We start from the raw sequence: 19,857 nt of genomic DNA, 5'->3' as shown, positions 1-19,857 counted from the left end.
TAACTGTGCGGATGCGAGGGTGGGGCGATCGTGGGGAGGAGCACGTGCTACGCGCTATCTGGTTCGAGGGATCGTCCGCGGGATGACCAGGATGCGCGTAGTCAAGCGCCCATGAGCGCGGAGTGCGAAGACGCCGCTCGCAGTTGTGGGGCGAGTAAGCGATTGCAATTGAATGGATTTCAGCGGAGTCGTAGTCCGGATGAGCGAAGCGATATCCGGGATCTTTCTACTGGTTCCCCGCATATCGCTTTCGCTGATGCGGGCTACCGGCGGCAATCCTCCCCTCTCCCAAAAGGGGAGAAGGAAGGGCCGTCCCTCACACCCGCTCCACAAAGCTGTCGACCACCTTCTTCTCACCGGCCTTTTCGAAGGCGATGGTGAGCTTGTTGCCGTCGATCTTCACGACGTTGCCGTAGCCGAATTTCTGGTGAAAGACGCGGTCGTCGAGCGAGAATTCCGAAACGGTGCCGGTGGATTTGGCGACCAGTTCGCCCTCGATCACCATCGGCCCGCGCTTGGTGCGGGAAAAGCCGCCGCGAGCGTCGCCGGATGAAAATGACGACTGGCTTTCCTCAAACCCGTCGCGGGTCTGGCCGTGACGGCCGCCCTGGTTGTTGCGCGCCCGATTGGCCTGCGCGCGCTGCCAGCCCGGCGTGGTGTAGCTGGAGCCGAAGGATTCCACATTGTCGAAGCGCGAGGCGCCGTAGCCGCCGCTGCCGCCCCAGCCCGAACCGCCCTTGGATTCCGTGATTTCGACATTCGGCGCCGGCAATTCGTCGAGGAAGCGCGACGGGATCGTGGTCGTCCAGGTGCCGTGAATGCGGCGGTTGGTGGCGAAGTACAATTTGGCGCGGCGGCGGGCGCGGGTCAGCCCGACATGGGCGAGGCGACGCTCTTCTTCGAGGCCGGCGCGGCCTTGTTCGTCGAGCGTGCGCTGGCTCGGAAACAGGCCTTCCTCCCAGCCGGGCAGGAACACGTTGTCGAATTCGAGACCCTTGGCCGAATGCAGCGTCATCAGCGAGACGGCTTCTTCCTCGGCGCCGCCGTCGCGGTCCATCACCAGCGAGATATGTTCGAGGAAGCCTTGCAGGTTCTCGAACTCCTCCATCGAGCGCACCAGCTCTTTCAGGTTATCGAGCCGTCCGGCGGCATCCGCGGAGCGGTCCTTCTGCCACATCTCGGTATAGCCGCTCTCGTCGAGCACGATTTCGGCGAGCTCCGTATGCGCGGTGACCTCGCGCTGGGCGCGCCAGCGGTCGAAATGCCGGATGAGATCGCGCAAGGACCCGCGCGCCTTCGGCTTCAGCTCGTCGGTCTCGACCACGGCGCGGGCGGCCTCGAACAACGGAATGCGGCGCTTGCGGGCGTGGTCGTGCAGAATCTGCACGGTGGCATCGCCGAGCCCGCGTTTCGGTACGTTGACGATGCGCTCGAAGGCGAGATCGTCGGCCGGCGAATTGATCACGCGCAAATACGCCAGCGCGTCGCGGATTTCGGCGCGCTCATAAAACCTTGGACCGCCGATCACGCGATAGGGCAGGCCGAGGGTGACAAAACGATCTTCGAACTCGCGCATCTGGAACGAGGCCCGCACCAGGATCGCGACCTCGTTGAGGTTGTCGCCGGCGCGCTGCAGTTCCTCGATCTCCTCGCCGATGGCGCGGGCTTCCTCTTCGGAATCCCAGGAGCCGGTCACGGTGACCTTCTCGCCGTCGACATCCTCGGTGCGCAGCGTCTTGCCGAGCCGGCCTTCATTATGCGCGATCAGATGCGAGGCGGCGGCGAGGATATGACCGGTGGAGCGGTAATTGCGTTCGAGACGAATGACTTTCGCGCCGGGGAAATCGTGCTCGAAGCGCAGGATGTTGTCGACCTCGGCACCGCGCCAGCCATAGATCGACTGGTCGTCGTCGCCGACGCAGCAGATGTTTTTGAGGGGCGAGGAGGGAGCGACGTTTCTCTCGTCATTCCGGGGCGCGCCGATAGGCGCGAGCCCGGAATCTCGAGATGAGTCCTCTTCAGCTCGAGGTTCTCCGATGTGCGATTGCACATCGTAGTTCGCATCTTCGATGCGCCCCGGAACGACGGGTGAATCAAGCGACCCCGGAATGACCGCAGCCAGGGCTTGCGCCTTGGAGGGTGACGACGGCGCCTGCGACAGCAGCCGCAGCCACAGATACTGGGCGACGTTGGTGTCCTGATATTCGTCGACCAGGATGAATTTGAACCGGCTTTGGTATTGCCGGAGCACGTCAGGGTGCTCGCGGAACAGGCGGATGTTCTCCAGCAACAGATCGCCGAAATCGGCGGCGTTGAGGATCTTCAGCCGCTCCTGATAGCTGGCGTAGAGCTTGCCGCCCTTGCCGTTGCCGAACACGGCGGCTTCGCCTGCCGGCACCTGCGCCGGTGTCAGGCCTCGGTTCTTCCAGCCGTCGATCAGCCCGGCCAGCATCCGCGCCGGCCAGCGCTTGTCGTCGATGTTCTCGGCCTGCAGCAATTGCTTCAGCAGGCGGACCTGGTCGTCTACGTCGAGCACGGTGAAGTTGGATTTCAGCTGCACCAGTTCGGCGTGGTAGCGCAGGATGCGTCCGCCGATCGAGTGAAAGGTGCCAAGCCACGGCATGCCCTCGATGGCCTGGCCGAGCATCTGGCCGAGCCGCAGCTTCATCTCGCGCGCGGCCTTGTTGGTGAAGGTCACGGAGAGGATTTCGTGCGGGCGCGCCCGGCCCTGGCTCAGGATATGGGCGATGCGGGTGGTCAGCACGCGCGTTTTGCCGGTGCCGGCGCCGGCCAATACCAGCACCGGGCCGTCGAGCGTCACGACGGCGTCGCGCTGCTCCGGATTGAGCCCGCTGAGATATTGCGGAGCCGCGGTGGCGCGCGCACGCGCGGCGATGCCGCCAGCTGCGGGCTGGTGCTCGGGAACGCCGTGATGGGGCAGCTTGCTCGGCTCTGTCATGCGAATCGTCTTGTCCCCACGATGGCACCGTGAGGCGGTGAAGGGGAGCCTTCTTAGCAGGGATCAAGGGCCATATAGGGCCTGTCCGGCCGTTTTGACAGGTTTAATCCGGCGTTATCCCGGGACCGTTTTTCGCAGGCGCCCGCGATTTTGTTCCGCCTTGTTGACAAATATTCCCGGTTTCGCACCCAGGAACCATCGCTTCCGGGGCGGATTGTTTTGGCAAGAGCTGGCGCGATCCTCTTAACCGCGCCGATCGCAACCAAACAGAGGTCGTGTCATGCTGAGCTGGGTCGTTACGTTTCTGGTCGTCGCATTGATCGCAGGTATTTTGGGCTTCGGCGGCATCGCCGGTGCCTCCGTCGAAATCGCAAAGGCGATCTTCTTCATCGCCATCATCCTGTTCCTGGTCTCGGCGGTGGTCGGTTTGGTGCGTGGACGCACGCGGGTTTAGCCGCAAGCGTTACTTGCAAGCGCTATTTCGAGGGCATCGCCACCTTTCGGCCGGTGCCCTCGGGACATGGGACGGCCGCGTGGCTATCCACCACCGCCTGGATGCGGGCGCGGATATCGGGCGGAAACGGCGCGGTCTTTCGCGCGTTCATGTCGATGTGAATGGTCATGTTCTCCGAAGTCGCGGAGATCCAGCCCTCAGTGGCGTGGCGCAGCTCTTCAAACGTATGAATGCGTTTCTCGTCGGCCGCGAGCAGATAGACCGTGACCTGCACGGGATCGCCGAGGTGAATCTCGCGCAAATACCGCACATGGCATTCGGCGGTGAAGGTCGAGCCATGGCGCTCCTTCATGTACGCAGGGCCGATCCCGAGATGCAGCCACATTTCGTCGATCGCGCGGTCCATCATCACGTTGTAATAGGCCATGTTGAGATGGCCGTTGTAATCGATCCATTGCGGCTCGATCTGCATCACCGACGACAGGAAGGGTGCTGAAGGCAGGGGCATATCGGATAGCGCATCTTTGGCGGCGGAAGGGGTCGTCATCATCCATCCCTGTTTGGCCGATCTCTCTTGACCCCCCATATATCCTTTGCCACGGTCCGCTCAAAGCCGGGAGGAATTTTGCGTGGCGATGACGATATCGGGCAATGAGAAGCGGCCGGAGCCGCAGGCGCTGGCAAGCGCGCTTGAGGCGCTGGCGGCGCGGTTCGGCAACCGGCTGATCACCTCGCAGGCGGTGCGCGAACAGCATGCCCATACCACCACCTGGCTGCCGACCCAGCCGCCCGATGCCGTGGTGATGGCGCAGGAAACCGCCGATATCCAGGATGTGGTCCGGATCTGCGCCAAGCATACTGTTCCCGTGATTGCGTTCGGCACCGGCACCTCGCTGGAGGGGCAGGTCAACGCGCCGGCCGGCGGGATCTGCATCGATCTGCACGACATGAACAAGGTGCTGGAGGTCCATGCCGACGACCTCGACTGCGTGATCCAGCCCGGCGTGACCCGCAAGGCGCTGAACGAGCATCTGCGCGACCAGGGCGTGTTCTTCCCGATCGATCCGGGCGCCGACGCCTCGCTCGGCGGCATGGCCTCGACCCGCGCCTCGGGCACCAACGCGGTGCGTTACGGCACCATGCGCGACAACGTGCTGGCGCTGAAAGTCGTGCGCGGCGACGGCGAGATCATCACCACGGGCACGCGGGCCAAGAAATCCTCCGCCGGTTACGACCTGACGCATCTATTTGTCGGCGCCGAGGGCACGCTCGGCATCATCTCCGAACTCACCATCAAGCTGCGCGGCATTCCCGAGACGATCGCGGCCGCCGCCTGTTCGTTCGAGACCGTGCGCGGCGCCTGCCAGGCGACGATCCTTGCAATTCAAACCGGCATTCCCGTCGCGCGCATCGAACTGCTCAACGCCGAGCAGGTGCGCGCCTGCAATTCCTATTCGAAACTGACGCTGCCGGAGACGCCGCTGCTGCTGCTGGAATTCCATGGCAGCGCCAATGAGGTCGCGGAGCAGTCGAAGAATTTCAAGGAGATCGCCGGCGAATGCGGCGGCGGTGATTTCACCTGGACCACCAAGCCGGAGGACCGCACAAAACTCTGGCAGGCGCGGCACGACGCCTATTGGTCGGTGAAGGCGCTGCGTCCCGGCGCCGGCGTGGTGGCGACCGACGTTTGCGTGCCGATCTCGCGGCTCGCCGATTGCGTCACCGAGACCGAAGAAGATCTGAAGCGGCTCAATCTGTTGTCGCCGATCGTCGGCCATGTCGGCGACGGCAACTTCCACTGCTCGCTGGTCTGCGACGTCGACAACGCCGACGAGATGGCCCGCGGCGAGGATTTCATGCACCGCCTGGTCGAACGCGCGCAGGCGATGGGCGGCACCTGCACCGGCGAACACGGCATCGGGCAGGGCAAGCAGAAATACCTGAAGGCCGAGCTCGGTGATGAGGCGATCGACGCCATGCGCGCGCTGAAGAAGGCGCTCGATCCGCAAAACATCTTCAATCCCGGGAAAATCGTGCCGGCGGTTTAGGGCCGGGCGCAAATCCTCCCGCGAATTCCCCGAAGGCTCGTCCACCTGCCACTTCGCAAGTGGAACTTTTGCTCCCTGTCGGCGTCTGTCTGTTGCCGCAAAACGTCAGCGATTGGCGCAAGGGAGCGTGCCATGTCCAAACCGGCAATCGGAATGGTGGTCTTTGTTGTGGCGATCCTGCTTTCGGGCATGGCGATCGCCAAGGGCGGAGGTCATGGTGGGGGTCACGGCGGTGGTCATGGCCACGGGCATGGCGGGGGTCACCATGGTCGAGGGCACGGTGGCGGTCATGGGCATTTCGGCGGGCACGGTCACCACGGCGGCGGGAAGTTCGCCATATCCCGTTCGCATTCGCGAGGCAGTTTTCGCGGCCATCGCGGCTTTGCCACGCGCAGCAGCCCGAATCTCAGCCAGATCCGCAACGCCTCGGTACGATCCGGAAACTTCCGCCATGCGATGAATTCGTTGTCGCGCGCCAGCGGGTTGCGTGGCGGGCGTCTGCTCAGCAATCCCGCGGCGCGGGCACAGATCGCCGCCGGTCTCGCCGTCGCGGGCTGGCATCAGGGCCGTGGCGGAGGCGGGTGGTGGCAACACGGTAATGGCGGCTATGGGTGGGTTGGTCCGCTGTTCTGGCCGTTCGCCTATCACGACATCTACGATTACACAATCTGGGGAGACCGCATCGGCTTCTGGGACTACGGCTACACCGATATTTACGCCGGAATATTCGCGCCCTACGGCTACGATGCTTTGACCGGCTATCTGGAACAGCGTCCGTCCGGCCGCAGACACCGTGGGCTCGCTCCGCTGGCGCAAATGTGCGGTGACGACAGGCGCGCCATCGCCGGCCTGCCCATCGATCAAATCCAGCTCACCGTTCTGCCGACCGAAACGCAATTTGGCGCGCTCGACGAACTCGGCAACGCATCGATCGCGGCTGCGCAGAACATTCGGGCGGCATGCCCGTCGCAAATCGTATTGACGGCGCCGGGCCGGCTTGCGGCCATGCAGCAGCGGATCGAGGCGATGATTTCGGCGGTCGCCACGGTGCGGCCACCGCTGGAGAAATTCTATGGAATGCTGGACGACGAGCAGAAGGCCCGCTTCAACGCGCTCGCACAGGACCAGCGCAGGATATCCGTAGCCAACAATGCGAGGAGCCAATCTGTCCAGGTGCCTGTGCAAGGGACTGCACAGGGCTGTGGCGTGGCGCAGTCTGCCGCCATGGCATGGCCAGCCAGCGAGATCGAAACCCGGTTGCGTCCGAACGAGACCCAGCGCTCCGCCCTGCAAGTGCTTCAGGATACCAGCGCCGAGGCTGCCGAGATATTGAAGGCGGCCTGTCAGCCGGGCGATGTGATGACGCCGCCAGCGCGGTTCGCCGCCATCGCCAAGCGGCTCGATACCATGCTGCAAGCCGTCAAGCAGGTGCGCGCTGCGCTGGAGGATTTTTACGCCACGCTGGACGATGAACAGAAGGCGCAGTTCGAGGCGATCGGACCAAGGCGACCGGCGTAGATAGCCGGCCGAGATCATGGAGGCCGGCTGCACGCCACAAGCAACGAGCCGGATTTCCAAACCTCTGTTGCCGGAATGTCACCAACGATTGGTTTTCCCGGATGAGAATGCCGCCACCGATCGCACGATCGCATTGTTTGTCTCGCAAACGCGCTGGCTGCTGATTCCATGCAATGGTTCAAAAAGGACGCACCCAAGGAGGTCTGGGACGAGCCCATCGAGGGGCCGATCGGTGATATCGAAGCCGCGCACAGGATACGGGCGATCTGCCGTTCCGCCGCCAGCAGCGCGGAAAAGATCGGCGGTGCTGCCGACCGTTCGCACGCGGCAATAGCACCCGATGCCGAACGTTATGAGCGCGCGGCGAAAGTCGCCATGGAAATCGCCATGAAGATTTCCGACGGTCTGTTGCGTGACGCCGCCGTGCGCCAGATCGTCGAGCTCTGCCTCAAGGCCAATCACACCACCACCGCGCGGACGCTGTTTCGCGCCATCCAGTCCAGATTGATCCGCGACGACGTGCTGAAGGAGCATCCCGCGCTCTGCGCGGAGTAGCCGCGTCTATTTCGCGCGTGGCGAAGTGATGGCTTTGCGGATCGCCGCCAGCGGCGCAGCGTCGTCGAATTCGAGGCTTTCGCCCTGCGGCTTCAGGCCGAGGTCGCGCCACAGGCCCGCGAGATCGGGCGTCACGGGCTTTGAACCCATCTCGCCATGAAGCGTAGTCAGGACGTCGACGCCGACGGCCTTGTCAGCGGTAGAGAGAAGGCGATCGAGCGGCCAATCCTTTTCATGATTGCCGCCCGCGGCGAGGACGCCGCGCATGGCGTCCTGCAGCCCGAGGCGATTATTCGTTCGCCTGCGGATTTCGATGTCCGCGAGCAGGCAGAACATCGCGCCGCCCCAATATCTCCGGCCCCAGGTGTCGGTGTTGTCGAGGCCCTGATCGCCGGCCTGCGGCAGACCCTTCGGCATGTCGCGCATCATCGCCTGCCAGATCTCCGCTGCCGTGAGGTCACCGGCCTGCGCCCGCGCCACCGGCTCGATATAGACGGCAAGACCTTCCGACAGCCACGTGTGGCGATGGTTCAGATCGGGCAGGGCGGTGTGCACCATCTCGTGCACCATCACCCAGTCGCGCCGCAAAACCTCCTCGGTGGAATCGCGGCCGAGCGGAATGCGGATCGCGGCGCCGCGATAGCCCCAGGTCGTGCCGCCGCGAATGCGGGCGCCGTCGACCGGCACCAACAGCAGCCGCAGCTGTTCGACGGGAAACCGGCCGTAGTAAGTCGCGACCGCCTTCGCCGACATCCGGACCCAGTCGAGCACCTTTTCTCTCGGCAGCGTCATCTCGCCGGGCGCGAAGCCGACATGGATGGTACTGCCGGCAATTTCGAGATCGGTCTTGGGCAGGCGGTTGAATGCGTCATACGGCATCCGGTCGCCGCGCAGATATTCCGATTGCGCATCGGCGCGGAACGAAATGAGGCTTGCCGGCATGGCGATGAGCACGGCGGCCACGATCACCCAGCTGATGCCGCCGAGGGGTTTCATCGTGACACTGAGGTGGAAACAGCCGTCAGGGTTGCTGATGTAATCCAGCCGTGCAGATAGCCCGCGCCGCGCGCCGCCGCGCCATCGGGATCGTCATAGGTCGCGAGCATCTCGCAGAGCACGCCGAACGGAATGCCCTTCGCGGCCTCGTCCCACATCATCGCCTCTTCAGCGGGGAGTTCGCGGAACTTCGGCGTGGTGTCCTGGCGCCAGATCAGGATGCGCGACGGTTCTTCCAGCGTGGCCGCGTCCGGCGGGGTCTCGTTGTTCTTGAGCGCCATCCAGACCGCGGACGCGTTGGTCGACAAATCGAGCCTGGCCGCGCTCGGATGCGGCCGGAATGTGAGGTCGTTCCATTGCTCCGGCGCAAACGCGGCCATGGCGGCGAGGTCAAGCACCTCACCCTCCGCCGCGTCGAACGCGTCGTTGAGCGCCTTCTCCAGCGCTGCGAGATCAGCGACAACAGGATGGTTGCAATAGGGCTCGGCCGATTTCAAAAACTCCGGCAGGCCTTGCGAGAACCAGCGCAGGTTCGGATGTTCTGACGGCCGCGCCTTGACATAGGCATGGCCCATCTCGTCGAACGTCTCGTCGCCGAGATACGAATGCAGCAGCTCATGGTCGTTACGAAGCGCCTCGACCAGCCGCGAGCCATAGGCATGGCGATAGACGCCGTACAGCGTCTCGCGCTTCTCCCTGGGGCTGTCGAGGATTTCGGCGAGCACCGTGTCGTCGCCGGTCAGGATGCCGCGCTGGAAATCCGCCTGCTGCCGCGCGAAGTCGCTCATCCCGCCTGCTTGCCCAAAGGCGGCAAGACCTTCTCCGCGATCTCGCGGGTGCGGTTCACTTCCACGAGCAGTTCGTCGAGCGGCGGGATGTTGTCGTCGCGCTCGATCATGGTCGAGACCCGGCCGAAGCGCTTGATGGCCGCGACATAGAGATCCCAGACGTCTTCGCAGACGGGATGATCATGGGTGTCGATGATGTGGGTGCCCATGTGGCTGTGGCCGGCCATGTGGAACTGCACGACGCGGTCCGCGGGAATCCCATTAAGGAAGGTCATGGGGTCATAGCCGTGGTTGAAGGCGCTGACATAGACGTTGTTGATGTCGAACAGCAGCCAGCAACCGGAACGGCGCGACAATTCGGCAAGGAATTCCCATTCCGTCATTTCGGAATTGTTGAACTGGACATAGGTCGAGACGTTCTCGAGCACGATGGCGCGGCCGAGGAAATCCTGCACCAGCTGCACGCGGCTGACCACGTGGTCGAGCGCCTCGCTGGTATAGGGGATCGGCAACAGGTCGTGCAGGTTCTTGCCGTGCACGCCGGTCCAGCACAGATGGTCGGAAATCCATTTCGGTTCGACTCGCCTGGCGAGATCTTTCAGGCCCTGCAGATATTCGAAATTCGGTGGGGCGGTCGATGCGATCGACAGCGACACGCCGTGCATCACGACGGGATAGCGTTCGCAAATCCGGTCAAGTACGCGCAGCGGCTGGCCGCCGGGCAGCATGTAGTTTTCGCTGATGACTTCGAACCAGTCGATCGGCGGGTTGCCGCTCAGGATTTCGTCATAGTGTTGCGCGCGCAGGCCGAGCCCGAAGCCAAGGAAGGGTGGCTTATCCGACTGCAACGGACGCTCAAGCGCCGCCGGGGAGTTGGGCAATCTGCTTGCGACGTTCATGTCGTCTCCGCTTCGCGCATCGCGATCAGGCGATGGGTATTGCCTCAAATTATCATGGAAAGGGGACCCGGCATACACCGGGCCCCGTTCCGGATGGCCTCGATCAGGCGGGCGAATACTTGCCCTTGGCGGCGTCGCACTTCTCCTTGGTCATGGCGGAGAAGCCCTGACCCTTGCAGGCGTTCTGTCCCTTGCAGGCGCTCGCGCCGCTCTTGCAGGCGCTTTGGCCCTTGCAGGCGTTGGCGCCGACGCATTTGCCTTCGCCGGCGGCGTAAGTGACGGTCGACATCGTCGCGCCAGCCAGGAACAGAGTGGCTGCAGCGGCGGCAATCGTGGCGCCGGATTTGGAAGTCATCTTCATGGACGTCTCCTCGAGAAAGAAGTGTGAAGGTGCACCACCCGCAAGCCACTGACATCAGGACCGACAGATGGTACCCGGGGATAAATACGCGGCGGGTTTGGCTTGGTTACACGGCGAGCGAAATTTATTTCAATGATCGTTCGCGGGCTGGAATTAAACGGTGAATTAGGGTGGTGGATAAGTCTCGTTGCGTTGCACAACGGGATTTGTTGACCGAAGCAGACGAGACCGCAACGGTTTGTCAGTCCGTGTAGCTCCCGAACACGTAGTCTCGGGCGAACAACCTTGGCGGTCCGCCGGCAACAAAGTGGCCGAGATCGTGCGCGATTTCTTTCATCCCTCGCGGAGAGTCGAAGAAGCGCTCTGCAAGCGCGCTGGCGGTCGCGAAATGAAGTTCCGCAATACCGCCGATCTTTGGTGCGTTGGCGGAGAGATGCTCTTCGACCCACCATTGAACATATCGGCTTGCTCCCTCATGCACGTCCACCGCAAGCGGCGCATGACGCGCCCAGCTGCGACGGATCGCGGATTCCGGAAGATCTTTATGGAAGATAAGACCGCGCAAATACTTAATGCCGGTCGAGGGCATTCCATCGACAACATTACCATCGTCCTTGATAATTTTTCGCGTGACCCGGTACGTGTGTTCGAGGTCGGCCCATTCATCCAGACCAGTTGGGAAGGCCGCTGACCAATTATCCGTGTGGAGGATGGCCGCATCGTAGGGCGGCCACGGAACGCTATTGCTGGCGTCAAGCCTCATCGCGGGCGGCAGGGAAAGGCCTGATGGTACCGGTTCATCAAGACTCAGAACGCAGTACCGTGGCCGCGCAGCCTCGTTTTCGAAGATGGCTTTGATCCGCGCGAGAAGCCAATCGTGAAACTCGGAAGCGTCGCGGTCCTTTCGCACGCGCAAGAACGAGATAATGGGCATAGACCCTCCGAAAACAATGCCGTGCCGCCGGAGCGACCAATCGGCAGTGGCGTAGAGTTCCGAAGTATGGACGACAACACGGCGCGTGGTCTATGTCCGCCCAGGGCCAACACGCGAAATTCCTGGGTGACCAATGCGGCGTGCGGCCACGACCTCAGACGGCGGCGCCGAGCTGAGCGAGCAATTCTCCGATCAGCTTGCGCCCGTCGGCATCCTGCGTCATCGCCAACGCGTTGCGATAGTCCGCGATCGCAAGGTCGAACCGCCGCATCATCCGGTAGGTCAGCGCGCGGTTGCGCAGAAAGGCAGGATTTGCGGGATTGATCTCGATCGCTTGCGTGAAGTCGGCGATGGCAAGGTCGTATCTGCGTAAGGTATGATGGAGCTGGCCGCGGTTGCTGAGGGCGCCGGCGTGTCGCGGCGCGATCTGCAGCACCTTGCCGTATTCCACGATGGCCAGCTCTTCGAAGCGTCCCTCGTTGACGAAGGCGTCGAAATCGGAGCCGGCCTTCTGCTGCAACGCCGCTGCCCGGCCGAAGTAGGCATTGACCCACTTTGGATTGATCACGATCGCGGCGTCGTAGTCCTGCAGCGCGCGGTCGATGCGGCCCTTGTCCCGGTAGGCGTCGCCGCGGTTGGTGAAGGCAAGGGGATCGTTGGGATTGAGCCGGATCGCAGAATCGAACTCCGTGATGGCGCGGTCGAGCTGCTTCTGGCGCAGGAACGCGACACCGCGGCTGTTGAACGGGCCATGGGCGGTCGGGTGGGCTTTCGTCGCCGCGTCGAAATCCGCCACCGCCCGGTCGTAGACGCCGAGGGCCAGATTGGCATTGCCGCGGATGAGGTAGACACGGGCAAGCTCCCTGGCCTCAGCGGGCGGCGCATTCGCGATGACGAATGAGCAGGCCGCAGCCCTCGGGGCGGGCGGGGTGGCATTGTCCAGGCACATGCGCTGCTGCGCTTCGGCCTGCGCGCCTGCCGGCGCCAGGATGGTTGTGACGGCGGTGAGAAGCACACTGGCAAGGACCCGCATTGCGCGCTCCATGTTTCCTGACTGTCCCGTTGCTGATCCGGGCCGCTGCGTCGCTTTCATGTCACGAGCGTCCCGGCTGGCGCGCGATCGTGTCGGAAGCCGTCTGGGGCGCGGACTTGGCACGCGCTTCGTCCTGCTGACGCCGGTTGGTGTCGGCGTTGCGGCGAAGAAGCGTGCCTATCGCCCGCGCGATTTCGTCGTCGTGCCGGCCGAGCACGCAGCCGCCCATCGCGATCGCGCCATAGTCGAGCACCGCGTGGCGCTTCGGGTCGGTGGCTTCGACGAGGAGGTGGGGGACCACGTGGCCGGCCTGTCTCAGGGTCTGCACCATGGGGGTCTGCTGAACGGCGGTCGGCACCTGCTGGTCGTATGGGTCGCTGATGACCATCATGCGCAAGGCGCGGTTCTGCGCGAGCCATTGCACCTTGCCCGTGATGTCGAAATAAGTCTTTGCGGGATCGCCGGGCCGTGCGGGCCCCCGGGTCACGATCTGTCCCGAGCCGGAAATCAGGCAGGCGACGTCGCGCCGCATCTGGGCCAGGCCGAACACAAGCCGGCCTCCGCCGGACTCCCCGAACAGATGGAAGCCCTCGAACTGGTAGCGTTGCCGGAGCGCCTCAAGCGCCATGTCCATCAGGTTCAGCTCGACGAGGGTCTTGCGTGACAGATGGGTGCCGGAGGTGCCTTCGACGCCGATGCGTCCAAGGTAGATCGCCGTGGTCTTCGCCATTTTCGAAAAATGGTCGGCGATAGCGACGAGTTTGTCGGTGTTGACGTCACTGGCCTTGGACGGATCTGCCCAGGTCCAACGGGTCGGATCAACCGGACCGTTGTGATCGCCGTTCAGAATGATGACCGGGCGCGAGCCCTGGCCTCCAGCGGTGGAAAGATAATAGCGGACACAGAAATCCTGGCTGTAGACGTTGAGCCAGAAGGTCTGCGGTTTCGCGGCGCACTCTTCGCGCGTCATCGTGATCCCGCGCAGCGAGTCTTCCTTCCCGATAATCTCCGCGCCGGCGGGGGCGGCGGCAAACGCCGCAACGGCCAGCAGCATCGCTGCAAACGAGCCGCGCGCCACATTCGACCAGCAAGCATATTTTGAGCAAGCCATGACGACCCAACATCGGTTCATTCCTGTTGGGGGTTTGTCGCTCGAAGGGGGATGGAGGTGCAGTGATGCCGGTCACACTGGGCGTTCGCTGGCGCGGGAGGGACAATTGGGGCAAGTAGCAACCGTCCTCAGGCTGGTACCTCGTTGTACCCGGCGGATTTCATCAGCAGCCGGTCGAGGGAGGCGGCACCAGGGCCTGCGATCGCGAGCCATGTGAAGGCGGCGAAGTAGGTCATTTCCTCGAAGCCGAGCAGCGTTTGCAGCGAATCGACATCGCCCCATTTGGCCGACTTGATCGCGACCAGCATGACCACCGCCAGCATCGCGGCGGGGATCCGGGTGAACAGGCCGAGGATCAGCATGGCGCCGCCAAAGCACTCGACGCCTGATACGAAAGGGGTGAGGATTTTGGGAAACGGGATGCCCCAGCCGATAAAATTCTCGGTGACCTGCGGCAAATTGGTGAGCTTGCCCCAGCCGGCCAGCATGAAGGTGTAACCGACGACCAGCCGCATGATCAGCGGGCCGGCCCAGGAGAAATACGAGGCGATCTGCGCCGGCAACAGGATCAGAAGATTGACGATGAAATTCATGCGGGGCCCCCTCCAATTATTATCGTGACGCGAGGCCGCACCGGCGGCCTCTCAAATCAAGTGCGCGCGAAAACGCTGCGGCCGCGCAGGGCGGCAATCTGGTCCTGGCAGGAGTTTCGCAACGGATAGCCCGCTTGTTACGGGGGCGTCAGCCGAAATTTTGCAGTGCGGGGAACGTTTCCAGCAGCCAGATGCTGACGCTGGTAACGGCGCCGGTCAGGAAACCGATGCCGGTAATGACCATCAACACGCCCATGGCGCGCTCGACGGTGGTGAGATGCCGCTTCATCCGCGCGAACAGCTCGGAGAATTGTTCGATCATGAAGGCGGCCAGCAGGAAGGGAATTCCAAGCCCGAGGGAGTAGACCGCGAGCAGGCCCGCGCCCTTGGTCACCGTGGCTTCGGCGGCGGCGATCGACAGGATCGCCGCCAGTATCGGCCCGATGCAGGGGGTCCAGCCGAACGCAAACGCAAGTCCCATGACATAGGCGCCCCACAGCCCGACCGGCTTCGGCGCGGTCAGCCGTCCCTCGCGCATCAACAGGCCGATGCGGGTCAGCCCCAGGAAATGCAGGCCCATGATGATGATGACGATGCCGGCAATAATCGACAGTTCTGCCGACCAGGCCCGGATCAGGCCGCCGATGAACGACGCGCTGGCGCCCAGCGCCACGAATACGGTGGTAAAGCCGAGCACGAACATCAGCGCCGCGGCCATGACAGCGCGTTTCGAGGCCTGCGTCGCCCCCTCGTTGTTGACCTGCTCGATGGTCGCGCCGGTCAAATAGATCAGATACGGAGGCACCAGCGGCAGCACGCAGGGCGACAGGAAGCTGACGAGACCGGCAATCAGGGCCGCCGGGATGGAAACATCGTGCATTGCATGACCTTCGAGAACTGCCGCAAGGCATAGCGCCGTCTTGGCTTGTACGGAACAGGCAATCGGTAAGTTTCGTCGGCTTCCGGCTCAACTCTGGTCACAGAGCCGTGTCCAAGGATATGACCAGGCATGTGAAAGGCGCCGGGATAGCCTCGCCGGTGAAACAGACGCTAGTATCGTTCCGTATTGCGGTAACCGACCCCGCGAACCAGGACCCCGCAATGCGCATCGGCATTCGCAACGCCATCTCGGCCCTCGTGCTGACGTCGATCGTCGTCAGCGCCGTCGGCGTGCATTTGCTGTGGTGGCGCACCGCCCAGCAGGTCAGCCAGACCCTTGCCGACACCATCAACGACCAGATCGTCTCCGCGGTCGGCGACGAGCTGCAATCGATCACCTCGGAAGCGCGATCGTCCATGTCGGCGGTGCGCACCTTGTTGCTCGGAAAAGTGTTCGAGGCGCGCGACGCCGAGATGCGCGAGGTGGTCATCCGATCGCAGTTGCGGTCGCAACCGACCATTTCCTGGGTGGCGTTCGGATGGCCGGACGGAACGTTCTTTGCCGGGCACAAGCTTGGCAATGGCGTCATCGAAATGATTGAGATTGCGGGCGATCGAAAAGCCAAGATCAACCGTTATGAGTTCGGAGGTGGCGACACGCTGCTCAAGTCCAGCCGCGTCGAGGACACCAATTATTCCGTCACCGATCAGGAATGGTTCCGCGAGGTGGCCGGCTCCAACGACGAAAACTGGTCGACGCTGACGAAGCATCCCAACGGTGAACGTCTGGCGGCCGCCTTCGCGGCGCCGATCCAGATCGAGCAAAAGCCTGCCGGCGTCATCGCCATCATCATCGAACTGACGCGTGTCTCGAACTTCCTGTCGCAACTGACGGTCGGCAAATCGGCCGGCGCTTTCATCCTCGATCGCGAGGGCGGTGTGGTCGCCGCCCCCGATCCGGATGCCAGCGAAGTGACGCCGCTGAAGACCGATCATCCGCTGTTTGCGGTCGCGGTGGATGCGATGAAGAATGCCGGCAGCGCCTACAATCCCGGCGAGGGCGAGCCGCTGAAGCGCCAGGTGACGCGGGACGGCAAGGTCTATCAGGCGGTGCTGACGCCGATCTCGTTTCCGGGCTGGTCGCTGGTCACAGTGGTGCCGGAGTCGGAATTTCTCGGTCCGGTACAGATGACGATCCGGAATCTGCTGATCGGGCTGGCGGTCCTGATCGTGATTGCCGGGCTGCTGTCGGCATGGCTTGCCCAGCGCCTGATCGCCGCTCCCCTGATCAAGGTGGTGGGCGAGATCAGGCATGTCGAGCGCTTCGATCTGGACAAGGTCGAGCGGCATCCGTCGCGGCTGACCGAGATCGAGAACCTGTCAGGCGCCATCGGCGACATGGCGCAGGGGCTGGCCGCGTTCCGCAAATACATCCCCGCTGATCTCGTGAAGCGGTTGATCAGCGACGGCAATGGCGCGCGTCTTGGCGGCGCGGTGCGGCCGATGAGCGTGATGTTCATCGATCTCGCCGGCTTCACCGGCATCTCGGAGCGGCTTGGCGATCGCATCATCCCGCTGCTGTCGCGCTATTTCGATTCCGTCTCGGCGCAGATCCAGGCGCAGGGCGGCACCATCGACAAATTCATCGGCGATGCCGTGATGGCGTTCTGGGGGGCGCCGGCGCCGAACCCCGAGCACGCCGTCGATTGCTGCCGTGCGGCTCTGGCCTGCCAGCGCGCGATGGCGGAGGTCGGTCTGGTCGACGACCATGGCCAGCCGGTGAAGATCCGCATCGGCATCAATTCCGGCGACATGCTGGTCGGCAATATCGGCTCCGAAGTGCGGCTGAACTACACCGTGATCGGCGACGCCGTGAATATTGCGAGCCGGCTCGAGAGCACCAACAAGGTCTACGGCTCCACCATCATCATCGGCCCCGAAACCCGGCGTCTCGCCGGCGACCGCATCGTGGTGCGCGAACTCGATCGCCTGGCGGTCTACGGCCGCGCCGGGGGCTTGCAAATCTACGAATTGCTTGCCATGGCGGACGAGGCCGGCGGTGCGATCGACTGGGTGAAGCCTTATGAAGCCGGACTCGCATGCTGGCGGGCGCGCGAATTCACCGCCGCGATCACGGCGTTCGAACAGGTGAAGAAGATCAAGGATGATGCGGCGGCATCGGTCATGATCGCGCGCTGCAGGGAGCAGCTTGAGAACCCGAGCGGCGAGGATTGGGACGGCACTTCAGTCGCCAAATCCAAGTAGGCGCCAAATAGGTGGAGATGCTGATTTGAAAGTCCTGCTCACCCATACGCCGCAAGCGAGGGCGCAATATTACGGCGAGCGCAGCCTGAGCGGATTGCAGGCGATCGCACAGGTGGAGTTGCATCAGAGCGACGATGCGCTGGATACGTTCGGCCTGATCAACGCCGCACGTGACGTCGAAATTATCGTCGCCGACCGGCTCACCGCCGGACCCGGCGAGATATTTGCGCGGCTGCCAAAGCTGCGCGCCTTCGTTCGCTGCGCGGTCGACATTCGCAACATCGACGTCGAGCAGGCTTCGCGCGCGGGCGTGCTGGTGACCCAGGCCGGACCCGGCTTCGTCCAGTCAGTGGCCGAACTCGCGCTCGGATTCATGGTCGACCTGTCGCGCGGCGTCTCGCGCGCCAGCGCCGACTATCATGCCGGGCGGAAGCCCAAAGTGATCATGGGCCGGCAACTGGCCGGCAGCCGCATCGGCATTATCGGCTATGGCAGCATCGGCCGCTACCTCGCCGGGATCGCCAAGGTGCTGGGCATGGAAGTTTTGGTCGCCGATCCCCTTGCGAGTGTGAGCGAGCCTGACATCCGGCATCTGCCGCTCGACGATCTGCTGGAACGATCCGACTTTGTTGTCTGTCTCGCGGTTGCCAATGAGGCGACGGAAAATCTGATCGGGCAGGCGGCGCTGGCGCGGATGCAGCGGCATGCGTTCTTCATCAATCTGTCGCGCGGCAATCTCGTCGACGAGGCGGCGCTGACCGCAGCGCTGCACGAGAAGCGGATTGCGGGCGCCGCAATGGATGTCGGCCGCGCCCTGGACCAGATGCCGACGCCGGAACTGGCACAACTGCCTGATGTGATCGCAACGCCGCATATCGGCGGGCTGACGCCGCCCGCGATCGAAAGCCAGTCGCTCGAAACGGTGCGGCAGGTCGAGAAGATCATCGCGGGCGAGATTCCGGTCGGCGCCGTCAACGCTATCAGCTGGACGCGACGTCCTTGATGCTCTGCAGCATTCATGCCTGACCCGACGCCTCGGCGTTAGGCGCGAAAGCTCTTGACCCCGTCATTCCGGGATGGTCCGAAGGACCAGACCCGGAACCTCGAGATTCTCCGATGCGCAATTGCGCATCGTAGCTCGCACTTCGTGCGCCCCGGAATGACATGCCTATGCGTCTTCCCTTCTTTTACGGCTGGACGATCGTCGCGGTGACGTTCGTCACCATGGCGATCGGCGTCAATGCGCGGACCGCGTTCTCGCTGTTCTTTCCGCCGATCATCTCCGAATTCGGCTGGGAACGCGGCCTCACCGCAGGCGCCTTCTCGTTCGGTTTCGTGGTCTCCGGCGGCGTCAGCCCGTTGATCGGCCGCTTGATGGACCGTCACGGCCCGCGCGCGGTGATGGAACTCGGCGTCGCCCTGATGGGCGCGGGCCTGCTGCTGGCGCCGCTGACGACGCAGCCCTGGCATCTCTATCTCACCATCGGCGTGCTGGTCGGCGCGGGAAGTGTGTGTCTCGGCTATTCCGGCCAATCGCTGTTCGTGCCGAACTGGTTCATTCGCCGCCGCGGCCTTGCGATGGGGCTGGCATTTGCCGGCGTCGGTATCGGTTCGGTGACCTTGCTGCCCTGGGTGCAGCACATGATCGAGCAGACCGGCTGGCGCACCGCCTGCACCGCGATGGGCATTGTGGTCCTGGTCGTGTTGGCGCCGATCAATCTGTTGCTGCGGATGCGTCCCGAAGATATCGGGCTGCTGCCGGATGGCGACGCCGCGCCGACGGCGACTTCAGCAAAACCGGTCTCGAACATCGTCGACCCGGTCTGGGCCGCCACCGACTGGACCTTGCGGCGTGCGCTGCGCACCGCGCGGTTCTGGTGGATCTGCCTTGGCTATTTCTGCGGCCTGTACGTCTGGTACGCGGTGCAGGTGCACCAGACCAAGTTCCTGCTCGATATCGGCTTCAGCGCCAATGTCGCTGTCTGGGCGCTCGGCGTGGTCAGCCTGCTCGGTATTCCCGGCCAGATCTGGCTCGGGCATCTTTCCGACCGGATCGGGCGTGAATGGATCTGGGCGATCAGCTGCCTGGGCTTTGCGATTTGTTTCGCCGCACTGATCGGACTGAAATTCGCGCCGGTATTGCCGCTGGTCTATCTGATGATCGTGACACAGGGCGTGCTCGGCTACGGCCTGACCTCGGTGATGGGCGCGGTGGTGCTCGAAATCTTCCAGGGCAAGCAATATGGCAGCATTTTCGGCACCATGATGCTGGCGGCGCTGGCCGGCGGCGCGGCCGGCCCGTGGGCGACCGGGTTTCTGTTCGACCTTAACGGCAGCTACACGCTGGCCTTTGCGATCGGCATCGCCGTGAGCGCCTTGTCGGCGTTCGCGATCTGGCAGGCATCACCGCGCAAGATCCGCGCCGTCGCGGGGCAGCTGCATAAGATGCAAGGCGGCGGTTAGA

General features: G+C 63.5%; 18 protein-coding genes. 7 read left to right on the top strand and 11 right to left on the bottom strand.

All coding sequences use genetic code 11. The annotated features are described in order from the left end of the window. Positions 1-316: 316 nt before the first annotated feature. Positions 317-2,959 carry an ATP-dependent helicase gene (locus tag JQ567_RS13160; RefSeq protein ID WP_212439196.1) on the bottom strand — a complete coding sequence of 881 codons (2,643 nt, stop codon included), beginning with the start codon at positions 2,957-2,959 and terminating at the stop codon, positions 317-319. 280 nt (positions 2,960-3,239) lie between these two features. Here JQ567_RS13160 and JQ567_RS13155 point away from each other — a divergent pair, with 280 nt between their 5' ends. Continuing rightward, a complete protein-coding gene (locus JQ567_RS13155) occupies positions 3,240-3,413 on the top strand; it encodes a DUF1328 domain-containing protein (protein WP_212034490.1) in 174 nt (57 codons plus the stop codon). Between the two features lie 22 nt (positions 3,414-3,435). On the opposite strand, the gene JQ567_RS13150 is transcribed toward JQ567_RS13155, so the two are convergent. After that, positions 3,436-3,921, bottom strand: a complete 486-nt coding sequence (locus tag JQ567_RS13150) for a thioesterase family protein (protein WP_212439270.1) — start codon at positions 3,919-3,921, stop codon at positions 3,436-3,438. Positions 3,922-4,048: 127 nt separating this feature from the next. On the opposite strand from JQ567_RS13150, the gene JQ567_RS13145 reads away from it, so the two are divergent. The 3 genes from JQ567_RS13145 to JQ567_RS13135 all read left to right on the top strand — a co-directional run bounded on the left by JQ567_RS13145 (position 4,049) and on the right by JQ567_RS13135 (position 7,534). Beyond that, positions 4,049-5,461, top strand: a complete 1,413-nt coding sequence (locus JQ567_RS13145) for an FAD-linked oxidase C-terminal domain-containing protein (RefSeq protein ID WP_249165452.1) — start codon at positions 4,049-4,051, stop codon at positions 5,459-5,461. Between the two features lie 132 nt (positions 5,462-5,593). Further along, the gene (locus JQ567_RS13140; protein WP_212439194.1) at positions 5,594-6,979 is read left to right on the top strand and encodes a Spy/CpxP family protein refolding chaperone; all 1,386 of its coding nucleotides are present in this window, start codon (positions 5,594-5,596) and stop codon (positions 6,977-6,979) included. A 168-nt stretch (positions 6,980-7,147) separates the two neighbouring features. Beyond that, positions 7,148-7,534 carry a hypothetical protein gene (locus JQ567_RS13135; protein WP_212439193.1) on the top strand — a complete coding sequence of 129 codons (387 nt, stop codon included), beginning with the start codon at positions 7,148-7,150 and terminating at the stop codon, positions 7,532-7,534. A 6-nt stretch (positions 7,535-7,540) separates the two neighbouring features. On the opposite strand, the gene JQ567_RS13130 is transcribed toward JQ567_RS13135, so the two are convergent. The 9 genes from JQ567_RS13130 to JQ567_RS13090 all read right to left on the bottom strand — a co-directional run bounded on the left by JQ567_RS13130 (position 7,541) and on the right by JQ567_RS13090 (position 15,129). Continuing rightward, on the bottom strand, positions 7,541-8,530 hold the full coding sequence (locus JQ567_RS13130; protein ID WP_249165430.1) for a hypothetical protein: 990 nt from the start codon (positions 8,528-8,530) through the stop codon (positions 7,541-7,543). After that, the gene (locus JQ567_RS13125) at positions 8,527-9,318 is read right to left on the bottom strand and encodes a DNA-binding domain-containing protein (protein WP_212439192.1); all 792 of its coding nucleotides are present in this window, start codon (positions 9,316-9,318) and stop codon (positions 8,527-8,529) included. Before JQ567_RS13125 ends, JQ567_RS13130 begins: the two co-directional genes overlap by 4 nt. Next, complete coding sequence (locus JQ567_RS13120) at positions 9,315-10,217, bottom strand: DUF692 domain-containing protein (RefSeq protein ID WP_212439191.1); 903 nt, start codon at positions 10,215-10,217, stop codon at positions 9,315-9,317. The genes JQ567_RS13125 and JQ567_RS13120 overlap by 4 nt, the downstream gene beginning before the upstream one ends. A gap of 103 nt (positions 10,218-10,320) precedes the next feature. Beyond that, on the bottom strand, positions 10,321-10,578 hold the full coding sequence (locus JQ567_RS13115) for a hypothetical protein (protein WP_192738016.1): 258 nt from the start codon (positions 10,576-10,578) through the stop codon (positions 10,321-10,323). 241 nt (positions 10,579-10,819) lie between these two features. Then, entirely contained in the window at positions 10,820-11,512 is a 693-nt protein-coding gene (locus JQ567_RS13110) for a hypothetical protein (RefSeq protein ID WP_212439190.1), read from the bottom strand. Positions 11,513-11,666: 154 nt separating this feature from the next. Continuing rightward, positions 11,667-12,545: a tetratricopeptide repeat protein gene (locus JQ567_RS13105; RefSeq protein WP_212439189.1), complete on the bottom strand. Its 879-nt coding sequence runs from the start codon at positions 12,543-12,545 to the stop codon at positions 11,667-11,669. 61 nt (positions 12,546-12,606) lie between these two features. Continuing rightward, positions 12,607-13,656 carry an alpha/beta hydrolase gene (locus tag JQ567_RS13100; protein WP_212439188.1) on the bottom strand — a complete coding sequence of 350 codons (1,050 nt, stop codon included), beginning with the start codon at positions 13,654-13,656 and terminating at the stop codon, positions 12,607-12,609. 128 nt (positions 13,657-13,784) lie between these two features. Further along, positions 13,785-14,249, bottom strand: coding sequence for a DoxX family protein (locus JQ567_RS13095; RefSeq protein ID WP_212439187.1), 465 nt, complete (start codon positions 14,247-14,249; stop codon positions 13,785-13,787). Between the two features lie 148 nt (positions 14,250-14,397). Further along, positions 14,398-15,129, bottom strand: coding sequence for a cytochrome c biogenesis CcdA family protein (locus JQ567_RS13090; protein ID WP_212439186.1), 732 nt, complete (start codon positions 15,127-15,129; stop codon positions 14,398-14,400). A 158-nt stretch (positions 15,130-15,287) separates the two neighbouring features. On the opposite strand from JQ567_RS13090, the gene JQ567_RS13085 reads away from it, so the two are divergent. The 3 genes from JQ567_RS13085 (at position 15,288) to JQ567_RS13075 (ending at position 19,856) form a co-directional block, all read left to right on the top strand. Then, positions 15,288-17,393 (top strand): adenylate/guanylate cyclase domain-containing protein, encoded by a 2,106-nt coding sequence (locus JQ567_RS13085; RefSeq protein ID WP_312017394.1) that lies wholly within the window; start codon positions 15,288-15,290, stop codon positions 17,391-17,393. Between the two features lie 25 nt (positions 17,394-17,418). Beyond that, positions 17,419-18,396, top strand: coding sequence for an NAD(P)-dependent oxidoreductase (locus tag JQ567_RS13080; protein WP_212439185.1), 978 nt, complete (start codon positions 17,419-17,421; stop codon positions 18,394-18,396). A gap of 167 nt (positions 18,397-18,563) precedes the next feature. Next, on the top strand, positions 18,564-19,856 hold the full coding sequence (locus JQ567_RS13075; RefSeq protein WP_212439184.1) for an MFS transporter: 1,293 nt from the start codon (positions 18,564-18,566) through the stop codon (positions 19,854-19,856). Position 19,857: the final 1 nt, after the last annotated feature.

This window comes from Bradyrhizobium sp. AUGA SZCCT0431 (assembly GCF_018131065.1).
Lineage (GTDB): Bacteria > Pseudomonadota > Alphaproteobacteria > Rhizobiales > Xanthobacteraceae > Bradyrhizobium.
This window is presented reverse-complemented; position numbering and strand designations above follow the sequence as displayed.

What these genes read in the sequence shown, in the direction of transcription:
- JQ567_RS13160 (WP_212439196.1), bottom strand. Translation starts at nt 2,959, where the DNA reads ATGACAGAGCCGAGCAAGCTGCCCCATCACGGCGTTCCCGAGCACCAG.
- JQ567_RS13155 (WP_212034490.1), top strand. Translation starts at nt 3,240, where the DNA reads ATGCTGAGCTGGGTCGTTACGTTTCTGGTCGTCGCATTGATCGCAGGT.
- JQ567_RS13150 (WP_212439270.1), bottom strand. Translation starts at nt 3,921, where the DNA reads ATGCCCCTGCCTTCAGCACCCTTCCTGTCGTCGGTGATGCAGATCGAG.
- JQ567_RS13145 (WP_249165452.1), top strand. Translation starts at nt 4,049, where the DNA reads ATGACGATATCGGGCAATGAGAAGCGGCCGGAGCCGCAGGCGCTGGCA.
- JQ567_RS13140 (WP_212439194.1), top strand. Translation starts at nt 5,594, where the DNA reads ATGTCCAAACCGGCAATCGGAATGGTGGTCTTTGTTGTGGCGATCCTG.
- JQ567_RS13135 (WP_212439193.1), top strand. Translation starts at nt 7,148, where the DNA reads ATGCAATGGTTCAAAAAGGACGCACCCAAGGAGGTCTGGGACGAGCCC.
- JQ567_RS13130 (WP_249165430.1), bottom strand. Translation starts at nt 8,530, where the DNA reads ATGAAACCCCTCGGCGGCATCAGCTGGGTGATCGTGGCCGCCGTGCTC.
- JQ567_RS13125 (WP_212439192.1), bottom strand. Translation starts at nt 9,318, where the DNA reads ATGAGCGACTTCGCGCGGCAGCAGGCGGATTTCCAGCGCGGCATCCTG.
- JQ567_RS13120 (WP_212439191.1), bottom strand. Translation starts at nt 10,217, where the DNA reads ATGAACGTCGCAAGCAGATTGCCCAACTCCCCGGCGGCGCTTGAGCGT.
- JQ567_RS13115 (WP_192738016.1), bottom strand. Translation starts at nt 10,578, where the DNA reads ATGAAGATGACTTCCAAATCCGGCGCCACGATTGCCGCCGCTGCAGCC.
- JQ567_RS13110 (WP_212439190.1), bottom strand. Translation starts at nt 11,512, where the DNA reads ATGCCCATTATCTCGTTCTTGCGCGTGCGAAAGGACCGCGACGCTTCC.
- JQ567_RS13105 (WP_212439189.1), bottom strand. Translation starts at nt 12,545, where the DNA reads ATGCGGGTCCTTGCCAGTGTGCTTCTCACCGCCGTCACAACCATCCTG.
- JQ567_RS13100 (WP_212439188.1), bottom strand. Translation starts at nt 13,656, where the DNA reads ATGGCTTGCTCAAAATATGCTTGCTGGTCGAATGTGGCGCGCGGCTCG.
- JQ567_RS13095 (WP_212439187.1), bottom strand. Translation starts at nt 14,249, where the DNA reads ATGAATTTCATCGTCAATCTTCTGATCCTGTTGCCGGCGCAGATCGCC.
- JQ567_RS13090 (WP_212439186.1), bottom strand. Translation starts at nt 15,129, where the DNA reads ATGCACGATGTTTCCATCCCGGCGGCCCTGATTGCCGGTCTCGTCAGC.
- JQ567_RS13075 (WP_212439184.1), top strand. Translation starts at nt 18,564, where the DNA reads ATGCGTCTTCCCTTCTTTTACGGCTGGACGATCGTCGCGGTGACGTTC.